Here is a 10,778-nt window from a genome sequence, read left to right as displayed (position 1 = left end):
TCTTGCTCGATCAGCGCCTCGCTGGTGAGATCCACCGGCAACTCGCCCTTCAAGCGGCGCTGCAGCTCCTTGGCCTCGGCCGGATAGGCCTCGGCATAACGCGCCAGGCGCGCCTCCCAGTCGGCCTCCCGCTTCGCGCCCAGTTCGCGCGCGTCCCAGCCCTGGTAGATGGCCTCCGGCACATGGAAGGGCGCATGCGGCCAGTCGAGCTGCCCGCGCGCCGCGGCCACCTCGTCCTCGCCCAAGGCCGCGCCGTGGCACTCCTCCTTGCCCTGCTTGTTGGGCGCGCCGAAGCCGATGATGGTGCGGCACACGATCAGGCTCGGCTTGTCGTCGTGTTGACGCGCCAGCTCGATGGCCGCCTTGACCTCGTCGGGCTGGTGACCGTCGACATTGGGCACCACGTGCCAGCCATAGGCCTCGAAACGCTTGGCGGTATCGTCGGTGAACCAACCCTCGACCTCGCCATCGATGGAGATGCCGTTGTCGTCATAGAACACCACCAGCTTACCCAGCCCCTGCATGCCGGCCAGCGAGCTCACCTCATGCGAGATGCCCTCCATCAGGCAGCCGTCGCCGACGAAGCAATAGGTGTAATGATCGATGATCTCGTGACCGGGGCGGTTGAACTGCGCCGCCAGGGCACGCTCGGCGATGGCCATGCCCACCGCGTTGGCCAGGCCCTGACCCAGCGGGCCGGTGGTGGTCTCGACCCCCGGGGTATAGCCCAGCTCCGGATGGCCGGGAGTGCGCGAATGCAACTGGCGGAAGTGCTGCAGGTCCTCGAGGCCCAGCTCGTAGCCGGTCAGGTGCAGCAGCGAATAGAGCAGCATCGAACCGTGACCGTTGGAGAGCACGAAACGGTCGCGGTTGGCCCAATGGGGATTGGACGGGTTGTGGGACAGGTAATCGTTCCACAGTACCTCGGCGATGTCGGCCATGCCCATGGGGGCACCGGGATGGCCGGAATTGGCCTTCTGCACGGCATCCATGGACAGGGCGCGAATGGCGTTGGCCAGTTCGAAACGGGACGGCATAGCGAATTTCCTGTGGTCAGTGGTCGTCAGCGAGACGGTTGGCGATCAGGTCCTCGAGACGTGCCTGGTCCTCGGCAAAACGGCGGATGCCTTCGGCCAACTTGTCGTTGGCCATGGCATCCTGGTTGTGGCCCCAGCGGAACTCGGGCTCGGTCAGCGGCGCAGGGGGTGGACTGCCGGCGCTGACCATTGCCACCTGGCGTTTCACTTCGCCCTCGCTGGCGGCCAACTCCTCGAGCAGGGCCGGCGAGATGGTCAGCCGTGGGCAGCCGGCCAGCGCCAGCACCTGGCCGGTAGTCCGGAAGCTGGCACCCATCACCACGGTGTCGTAGCCGCCCTGCCTGACGCGTTGGCAGACGCCGCGTACGAACTGTACGCCAGGGTCGGTTTCGGGCGTGAAGTCCTGGCCGGTCGCCTGCTTGTACCAGTCGGTGACCCGGCCGACGAACGGCGAGACCAGAAATACCCCGGCATCGAAGCAGGCCTGGGCTTGTGCCTCGCTGAACAGCAACGTCAGGTTGCACTGAATACCCTCCTTCTCCAGCACCTCGGCGGCGCGAATGCCTTCCCAAGTAGCGGCCAGCTTGATCAGCACCCGCTCCTTTGAGACGCCGCGGTGTTGGTAACGTTCGATCAGTTCCTGGGCCTTGCGGATGCTGGCCTGGGTGTCGAAGGACAATCTGGCGGCGACTTCGGTGGATACCCGACCCGGCACCACACGGGCGATTTCTGTGCCCATGGCCACGGCAAGCTCATCGACGGCCTGCTCGACCTGCAACTGGCGCTCACTTCCCTCCGCCTTGATGGAGGCGAGTACCTCGTCGATCAGGGCTTGATAGCCAGGCAATTCGAAGGCCTTGAGGATCAATGAGGGGTTGGTGGTGGCGTCCTGCGGTTGGTAGCGGCGGATGGCGTTCAGGTTGCCGGTATCGGCAACCACCAGAGAGAGTTGCTTGAGGGCGTCGAGCTGGGTGGGCATGACGTAACTCCTGTCGATATGACGTTCTCTGCCTGTGTTTATTTGATTTCTGTTTGTTCAAATGATCGAGATATTTTCATGAGATGTCAAATTTGAATGGGTAGTGAAGTCGTTGCGCTAATGCTAAGGAATAGAGGTGGGATTATGAATAATGTAGATAATTTGTTGATATGTAGTTGATTTTTTCGATCTGGGAATATCGTGTATGCAGCAGTGACTGACATAAAAGGGAGGTGTTCTTATGATCAGAGGCTTTACAAATGAAATGTCGGTGTTATTTTGATCATAGGATCTGGTCTGAGCGGCTCTTGGCCAGGTCAATGCTCCCTTTACACAGAGAGGTGTCAGTCATGTCCAATCATGCCAAGCCGCTGCGAGTGGCCATCGGTGGAGACGAGGCCGCCTTCCAGCTCAAGGAGGTGTTGATCGAGTACGTGCACTCGCTGGGGCACGAGGTAGAGGATTTCGGTACCTACAATGCGGAGCCGATCCTCTATCCCGATGTGGCGGTGACGGTGGCGCAATCGATTGCCGATGGCCGCTTCGATCGAGGGATTCTGGTCTGCGGAACCGGTATCGGGGTGGCGATCGCCGCCAACAAGGTGCCGGGGATTCGTGCTGCTCAGGCGCACGACACCTATTCCGCCGGCAAGGCCAGGACCAGCAACAATGCGCAAATCGTCACCTTGGGTGCTCGAGTGGTGGGGCTGGAGCTGGCCAAGAGCATCGTGGCGACTTTCCTGGAGAACGACTTTCCGGGCGGAGCATCGGTCGCCAAGGTGGCGCGCATTCAGGAATACGAGCGTGGGTTGACCCATTCACGCGTCTGATCACCACGCGTGGGGTTGTGCTATCGTGTCCCGCTTGTCGAGAATTCGAGTCTTGTGGGACCCATGCCATGAATGAGCGTGTCGATAACGCCGATATCGATCTGATGACTGAAATCTCCACCCTCTACTATGTGGAGGGTGAAACCCAGGAAGTCATCGCCAACCGCCTGGGGATCTCTCGTGTTCGAGTCGGGCGCCTGCTCAAGAGAGCCCAGGCGGAAGGCATCGTCGATGTGCGGGTACGCCAGCATCCAGCGGTCAGTGCCGAGATCGAGCGCGAGTTGAAGCAGCGATTCGGCATCAAGCGCGCTCTGATCGCGCTCGATCAAGGCGACGCCGACGCTCAGCGTTCGGCAGTGGCCAGCCTGGTGGCGGATCATCTGGCGCGCAGCCTGGTGGAGGGCAGTATCGTCACCGTGGGTATGGGACGAAATGTCGGTGCGGTGGCGGACAATGTATTCACGCAGGGCGAACGAAAGTGCTCCTTCGTTTGCGCCATCGGAGGCTCCCAGCGGGCCGGTGAATACATGAACCCCGACCATATCTGCCGCCGCTTGGCGATGAAGTTCGGCGGCGATAGCGAGACACTCTACGCTCCCGCATTGGTGCAGAACACGGCGCTGCGCGACGAACTCTACGAGAACCGTACGGTCAGGCAGACCCTGGACCGTGCCCGTCGCGCTGATTTTGCGCTGGTCGGCGTCGGCGACCTGAGCGAAGACAGCAACATGGTGCGCATGGGCTGGTTCTCACCCCAGGAGATCGCCGAAGCGCGTCTTTCCGGCACGGTAGGGGACATCATGGGTTGTCACTTCATCGACATCCATGGTCGGCCTTCGGCCACCCCCATGCAGGGGCGCGTGATCGGGCTCAGCCTTACCGACCTGTCGCGCATACCCGATGTCATCGCCATCGCCAGCGAGAATACCAAGGCGGCAGGGATCCTCGGTGCCCTGCGCACCGGAGTAGTGGATACTCTGGCCACCAGCGTTACCAATGCGCATACCATCATCCACCTCGATGAGGCAACGGTGGTGGAGCGTTGAGGCTCAGATCGCCCGGCTGAGATCTCCCTGGATTTGCCTTCGAGTGACAGTGGATCAGTGGGCGATACCGGGGATCTCCAACTGCCGGGGACAAGTCCGGCCATCGGGACCGAACAAATGGCAACGCTCGCCGGATAGCCCCAGCGGGACGACTTGATGCTCCTCGAGGGGGGCCAGGCCATCCATACGCTGGGTGACGGTGCCCTCGACACCATCCACTTGCAGGTGGGCCAGGGTCTCGTAGCCGAGTTTTTCCGCCACCGTCAGCCGTGCCTGCAGCGTCGCTTCGGCTTGCTCGGGAGCAACGAAGTCCTCGGCGCGTACACCTAGCGTGGCCTGGTCGCCAGGCGACAAGCTGCGACCGTCCACTGCCACGGCCAGGGTGTCGCCATTGGTCAGTCGCACTGCAGTGCGCTGCGAGCCGGGGTCGATGACCATCACCGGAAGGGTGTTGATACGTGGCGAGCCGATGAATTCGGCGACTTCCAAGCTCTCGGGGAAATGATAGAGCGTCAGCGGTGCGCCAACCTGGGCGATGCTTCCGCCACTGAGCAGCACGATACGGTCGGCAAGTGTCATCGCCTCGACCTGATCGTGAGTCACGTAGACCATTGTTGCGCCCAGACGCTGGTGCAGTTCGGCGATCTGCACCCGCATCTCGACCCGCAGTGACGCGTCGAGGTTGGAGAGCGGCTCGTCGAACAGGAATACCACCGGCTCCTTGACCATGGTACGGCCGATCGCCACTCGCTGGCGCTGGCCACCGGAGAGGTCCTTGGGCCTGCGTTCGAGCAACTCGCTGAGCTGCAGGATGCCGGCGGCATGGGTGACGCGATGGCGGATCTCGTCCTTGTCGGTGCGCGCGAGCTTGAGGCCGAACGCCATGTTCTCGGCCACCGTCATGTGCGGGTAGAGCGCATAGGACTGGAACACCATGCCGATGTCGCGTTCCTGTGGCGGAATCTCGTTGATGCGCTCGCCGTCCAGGCGCATCTCGCCGTGGGTGATGTCCTCGAGCCCGGCGATCATGCGCAGCAGGGTCGATTTGCCACAGCCCGAGGGGCCGACGAAAACCACGAATTCGCCATCCTCGATGGTTAGGTCGATGTCCCGTGAAATCTCGACGCCGTCATAATCCTTGCCAATACCTCTCAATGTCAGACGTCCCATTGGGTGTCCTCCTCGTCGGACTGCGGGCAGCAAGCGATGGCGATGCCGTAGGGTGGCAACTGGAGCTTGCCGTCACTCCAAGTACCGTTGATCAGTGCCGGGGCTTCCTCGATGGCCATTGCCTGTATGGGAGCCGGCAGTTCCCGGGCCTCATGCGAGAAGTTCAGTGCTACCAGCAGGCGCTGGGCGGGAACGTTGGATGGATGACAGCGTTCGAAACACAGCACCTCGTCACGTACCGGGTGGTAGTGCACCGAGCCCTTGACCAGTGCCGGTTGCTGGCGACGGAAGGCCAGGAAGGCACGGTAAGCATTGAGCAGCGAATCCGCAGCGCGATCCTGTTGATCCACCGCCAGGTTCAGATGCGTATCGGGAACCGGCAGCCAGGGTTTCGTCTTGGTGAAACCAGCGTGGCGGGCGTCGGCTTTCCACGGCTGTGGCGTGCGGCAACCATCGCGCCCCTTGTAAGCCGGCCAGAAGGTGATGCCGGCGGGATCGACCAATTGCTCGAAGTTGAGTTCCGCTTCAGGCAGGCCCAGTTCCTCGCCCTGATAGAGGCAAATACTGCCGCGTTGAGTGAGCAGGAAAGCCATGTACAGCCTCAGTGCCGCCGGGTCGTCCTCGGCCTGCCAGCGGGTGGCCAGACGAGTCACATCATGATTACCCAGCGCCCAGCACGGCCAGCCGTCGTCGATGCGCGCCTCCATCTCGGTTAGGGTATCGTGCAGGTATTGCGGGTCGGCATGCTCGGTCAGCAGGTTGAAGGAGTAGCACATGTGCAGGCGATTACCGCCTTGGGTGTACTCGGCCATCACTCCCAGCGAGTCGTCGTCGCCAACTTCACCGACACTGGTGGTGCCGGGGTATTCGTCGAGCAGGGCGCGAAGCCGCTCGAGGAAGGCCAGATTCTCCGGCTGGGTCTTGTCGTAGAGGTGCTGCTGAAAGCCGTAGGGATTGTCCGGTCGCACGCCGATGAAGCCCTCGGCGATCTCCTCGCGGGGCGGATTGTCCTTTAGCTCACCGTGGGTGCAGAAGTTGACCGCATCGAGGCGAAAGCCGTCGACGCCACGCTCGAGCCAGAAGCGCACCTCATCGAGAATCGCCTCGACCACGTCGGGATTGCGGAAGTTGAGGTCGGGCTGCTCCGCCAGGAAATTGTGCAGATAGTACTGGCAGCGTCGGGTGTCCCACTGCCAGGCCGAGCCGCCGAAGATCGCCTGCCAGTTGGTGGGCGGTGAGCCATCCGCTTTGGGATCGGCCCACACATACCAGTCGGCCTTGGGGTTGTCGCGGCTCGAGCGGCTCTCCTGGAACCAGGGATGCTGGTCGGACGTATGCGACAACACTTGGTCGATGGTGACCCTGAGACCCCGGGCATGGGCGGCCTCCACCAAGCGGTCGAAATCCTCCAGGGTGCCGAACATCGGATCGACACCGCGATAATCGCTGACATCGTAACCGAAGTCCTTCATCGGCGAAGTAAAGAAGGGCGAGAGCCAGATGGCATCGACATTCAGCGAAGCGATGTAGTCGAGCTTGTCGATCACCCCCTGCAGGTCGCCGATGCCATCATTGTTGGCATCCATGAAGCTGCGCGGGTAGATCTGATAGATCACCGCTCCGCGCCACCAGTCCTGGCCGTGTTTGCCAATCAAGGTCGAATTGCGAGTCATGTGCCTTGTCCTTACTCGAGCAACGTTTGTCGTCATGGTCGCGCGACACCGCGCAGGAAAAATCCTCCCAGGGGGAGGAGAGGCGGCGTAGGCGGGGGGAGGAGAGACTGCTTACTCACCCTGGATGCGCGAGAGGAGATCCCGCGCCAGGGCGATGGCTTCCTCGCGGCGGCGGATGTTCTGTTTCTGGTAGAGGCTTCTGATATGCGTCTTGATGGTGGTGGGGGCCACCGATAGTTGTTCGGCGATCTGTTCGTTGGAAAGTCCGGCATGGATCAGGCCAAGGATCTGCCATTCGCGGCGGGTCAGCGGCGAGGTGCGGATCAACTCGGGGACATCGGGGCGGGTGACGATATCGGCGATCACCGAGTCGTCGAGCATCAGTCGCACGGCTCGCCCAAAGTCGCGCTGGCGGCCGGCCAGTTCGAGCAACCGCTCGGCGCGGGCTCGGGACAGGTCATCCATCTCGTCGGCTTCCAGCATCGTTTGGAGCATCTCTCCCAATGGCTTGCCCAGGCGCAGGAAACTGCCGATCAGCGCGGTGCGTGAGGCCAGTTCCAGTGCCCGACGCATAGGGTCGAGCGCCGCCTCCCGGTTGCCGGCCTGCCACTCCAGGGCTGCCAGGCAGAGCTGATTGCGGTTGGCGTCGGTAACGAGTCCGAAGCGTGCGGTTTGCCGCTCCAGAACCATGAGCAATTGCCGAGCTTCATCCAAATGGCCGAGCAAAGTCAGGGCGCGAGCATGATTGCGCACGTTGCACTGCGCGAAGTGGTTGCTGGCGGACTCGGGCTCGGCAGTGGGGGCTTCCTGCAACCAGCGCGCCACGGCGTCGCGATCGTCGTTGGCTTGCCACCAGGCGAGCAGGGTGGCGTGGGCATTGGCCAGCCAGTCGATATGGTAGTCGCCGTCGGCGAGAATCTTACGCAAGCGGCGGATATGGTCGGCACATTGCGCCTGGTCGCCGCGCGTCTGGGCGACCTTGGCCAGGCTGATATGGCACTGCAGCGTCCAGCGCTCGCCCTGGTTGTCGAGCACGGCGATGCCATTGAGCGCAGCCTGCTCGGACTCATCCAGGCGATGCCATTCCCACAACAGCTGGCTGCGGATGCGATACAGGAATTCGGTCACCGGCAGATGATCCAAACCGCAGCGTTCGACGTGCGCGAAAGCACGCTCCTGGATATCGAAGGCAGCCTGCAACCGGCCTTGCGCGACTAGCACCTCGGATTGTTGGCAGAAAGTCTGCAACAGCAACTGCTCGTCGCCGATACGGCTTGCCTCGCGCTCGACCTCGTGCACCTGGGCTAGCGACTCCTCGAGCCGGCCCTGGACGAAGCGCGCCTCGGCGAGAATGGCTGCTGCTGACACGGGAGTAGGGGCCAGGTAGCGGGCCGGCAGGGTCAGAGCCCGTTCGGCAAGAGGAGCGGCACGCTCGGCATCGCCTTGATTGATCGCCAGTTGCGCACGCAGCGTCGCGAATTCGGCGGCGAGTTCCTGCCACGCTGGCTCCTCTTGCTGGGCTTCGATCCAGTCGATCGCGCGTGCGGTGCGGGCAAACTGGTACTGGGCATGAGTCACCCAGCCGTGGATCAGGGTCAGGCGTGGTGCGGCGCCTATACGCGGTTCGCCGAGGGCCTCCATGGCACGGGCTAGCAAGGCGAAATGACCGTTGGCCAATAGCTTGGGGCCATGCTCCTCGATCAATGCGACAAGGGCTCCGGGGTCGTCGGCGTCGATGGCTTGGGCCAGTGCCAGGGCCGGGTCGCCGAGTGCCAGCCAGGCCTGACTGGCGCGGCGATGGAGCTGGCGTTGGGAATCCAGGCTCAACTCATGGCGGCGATGACGCAGATACTGGGCGAACAGGGTGTGGAAGCGACACCATTGGTCATGTGGGTCGAGCCGCTGAATGAAAAGACCACCGTGCTGCAATGTCTCAAGGCGTTGGGAAACACGTTCACTTTCCAATAGTCGGGCCACGAGCTGTGGCGAGAAGCGCTCGAGCACGCCAAGCTGCAACAGCAGGAGGCGATCGGTGTCATCGAGCGCTTCGCGCAGCAGGTCGTCGAACCAGGCCACGAAATCCGGGTGGTTGCCGCCCAGACGTTCAACCAGAGCATCGAAGCCGGCACGGGTGGTGGTGCGTTCGACCAGCCAGGTCAGCGCCATCGCCCAGCCTTCGGTTCGCCGCAGGGCGCGTTCCAGGCTGACCCGTGTGGGCGGGAAGCTGAGCTGCTCGGCGCACAGCGTTTGGGCCTCCTCCAGATCGAACGCCAATGCCTCCAGGCCGATCTCCTCCAGCTCGCCGCGTAGGCGCATGGCCGGCAGGCCCAGTGCAGGGCATGTGCGCGAAATCAGCGTCAGGGTCAGCCAGCTGGGCTGATGACGCAACCAGTGGCTCAGGCCTTCGCGGAGTGCTGGATGGCTGATGTGTTCGAACTCGTCGATCACCAGGCGACACGGGGTTGCCTGCGTCGGTAAACCACTCAACCAGTATTCGATGACGGTGTTGAAGGGGCTGGTATCGTCTGTCGACGGAAGGTCGACGTCGAGATGCTCGCGACACAGAGTCTCGAGCGCCGCTTGGAAATATCGACTGAAACGCTCGGGCTCATCGTCGCAAGCGTCCAGGCGTAGCCAGACTGCCGGCTGCTCCAAGGCTGGTAGGCGCTCGGCCAGTAGCGTGGTCTTGCCATAACCGGGCGGCGCCTGCACCACCTGCAATCGCACCCGCTCGTCGAGCACGAAACATTCGTTGAGCCGTTCACGGGCCACGGTGCCCGGTGGCAGGGATGGCGGTGTCAGCTTTTCCTGGATCAGTCGCATACGTTTCTATAGGAGTTTCTGAAACGTTTCAGTTCGCAACTAGTATGCCGGTTCAAAAGAGGCAGCGGGGGTCATTGCGACCAAGGTGGTAGACGCTATGCCACTCAAGCGCTTTCACCGATCGTCAGTTCGAAACCGACATCGATCTGCTCGGCGTCGAGGGGGCGCCCTTCGATACGCGCGATGACCTGTTCGGCTGCGATGCGACCAATGGCCTCACGGGGCGAGGAAATGGTAGTCAGGCGTGGGGTGATGGCCTGGCCGATCGGCAAACCGGTGAAGCCGCACACGGCAATGTCGCCGGGAATACGAATGCCGAGACGGGTAGCATGCAGAATGGCGCCGGTGGCCAGGACGTCGTCGGCAAAGTGGATGGCCTGAGTATCGGGGTGGCGTTCGAGCACGCGTTCCAGAGCGTGGCCGCCAAGCTCGAAATCGCTGGCAGGAGCCCACTCCAGCAACGGCGCTTCGATGCCGGCCTTCGCGAGCCGGTCGCGGTGTCCCTCGTAACGCAGTCGGGCACGGTAGTTGCCGTCCATCTGTGTGCCGGCAAAGACGACGCGCCGATACCCCTGTCCGAGCAGATAGTCCGCCATGCAGTGTCCGGCATCGTAATGCGACAGCCCCACGTTGAGGTCGATCGCGTTCCCCAGCTCCATGATTTCCACCACCGGCTTTTGCCAGCGTTTCAACAAGCTGTTGCAGCCTTCCTCGTGACGTAGCCCGGTGGTCACCAATGCCGATGACGACCAACCGAGGAAGGTGTTAACCAATTCGGTTTCGCGCTGCATGCTGTAGTCGGTATTACCCAGCAGGATCTGATAGCCGTACTTCTCGAAGGTGGATTGCAGCCCTTGGATCACCTCGATGAACACCACGTTGGACAACGAGGGCACGATTACCGCAATGAAGCGAGAACTGGCCGAGGCCAGGCTGCCCGCTACCATGTTGCGCACGTAACCGACCCGTTCGATGGCTGCCTCGACCTTGTGACGGGTCGTGGCGCGGACGCTATCCGGCGAGTTGAGCACACGCGAGACGGTGATCGACGAGACGCCGGCTTCCTTGGCCACGTCGCCAAGGGTGGGGTTATTGGAGCCTTTGCGTCGGCGCCGCTCCGTAGAATTCTTGTTAGACATTGGTCGGACTCCTTTCGACAACCCTTGCATGACACCAGAGTATAACCTAAAAAAATGGTAGCGCTAACATTGGTAGCGGAA

Annotated in this window: 8 protein-coding genes; 2 read left to right on the top strand and 6 right to left on the bottom strand. The window is 62.3% G+C overall.

The window, feature by feature from the left end:
• Positions 1-1,037, bottom strand: a 1,037-nt coding sequence (locus tag L861_RS13485) for a thiamine pyrophosphate-binding protein (protein WP_016417584.1), incomplete at its 3' end; no start/stop codon positions are given.
• Positions 1,038-1,053: 16 nt separating this feature from the next.
• Positions 1,054-2,016, bottom strand: a complete 963-nt coding sequence (gene tal, locus L861_RS13480) for a transaldolase (RefSeq protein ID WP_016417583.1) — start codon at positions 2,014-2,016, stop codon at positions 1,054-1,056.
• A 350-nt stretch (positions 2,017-2,366) separates the two neighbouring features.
• Here tal and rpiB point away from each other — a divergent pair, with 350 nt between their 5' ends.
• Entirely contained in the window at positions 2,367-2,846 is a 480-nt protein-coding gene (gene rpiB / locus L861_RS13475; protein ID WP_016417582.1) for a ribose 5-phosphate isomerase B, read from the top strand.
• Between the two features lie 68 nt (positions 2,847-2,914).
• Positions 2,915-3,892 (top strand): sugar-binding transcriptional regulator, encoded by a 978-nt coding sequence (locus tag L861_RS13470; protein ID WP_016417581.1) that lies wholly within the window; start codon positions 2,915-2,917, stop codon positions 3,890-3,892.
• Between the two features lie 54 nt (positions 3,893-3,946).
• Here the strand turns inward: L861_RS13470 and ugpC are convergent, their stop codons facing one another.
• The 4 genes from ugpC to L861_RS13450 all read right to left on the bottom strand — a co-directional run bounded on the left by ugpC (position 3,947) and on the right by L861_RS13450 (position 10,697).
• The gene (gene ugpC, locus L861_RS13465; RefSeq protein WP_016417580.1) at positions 3,947-5,062 is read right to left on the bottom strand and encodes a sn-glycerol-3-phosphate ABC transporter ATP-binding protein UgpC; all 1,116 of its coding nucleotides are present in this window, start codon (positions 5,060-5,062) and stop codon (positions 3,947-3,949) included.
• A complete protein-coding gene (locus tag L861_RS13460; protein ID WP_016417579.1) occupies positions 5,050-6,735 on the bottom strand; it encodes an alpha-glucosidase in 1,686 nt (561 codons plus the stop codon). The genes ugpC and L861_RS13460 overlap by 13 nt, the downstream gene beginning before the upstream one ends.
• A gap of 111 nt (positions 6,736-6,846) precedes the next feature.
• A complete protein-coding gene (malT, locus tag L861_RS13455) occupies positions 6,847-9,558 on the bottom strand; it encodes an HTH-type transcriptional regulator MalT (protein WP_016417578.1) in 2,712 nt (903 codons plus the stop codon).
• A 104-nt stretch (positions 9,559-9,662) separates the two neighbouring features.
• The gene (locus L861_RS13450; protein WP_016417577.1) at positions 9,663-10,697 is read right to left on the bottom strand and encodes a LacI family DNA-binding transcriptional regulator; all 1,035 of its coding nucleotides are present in this window, start codon (positions 10,695-10,697) and stop codon (positions 9,663-9,665) included.
• Positions 10,698-10,778: the final 81 nt, after the last annotated feature.

This window comes from Litchfieldella anticariensis FP35 = DSM 16096 (assembly GCF_000409775.1).
Lineage (GTDB): Bacteria > Pseudomonadota > Gammaproteobacteria > Pseudomonadales > Halomonadaceae > Litchfieldella > Litchfieldella anticariensis.
Note: the sequence above shows the minus strand (reverse complement) of the source record. Positions and strands in the feature narration are given on the sequence as shown.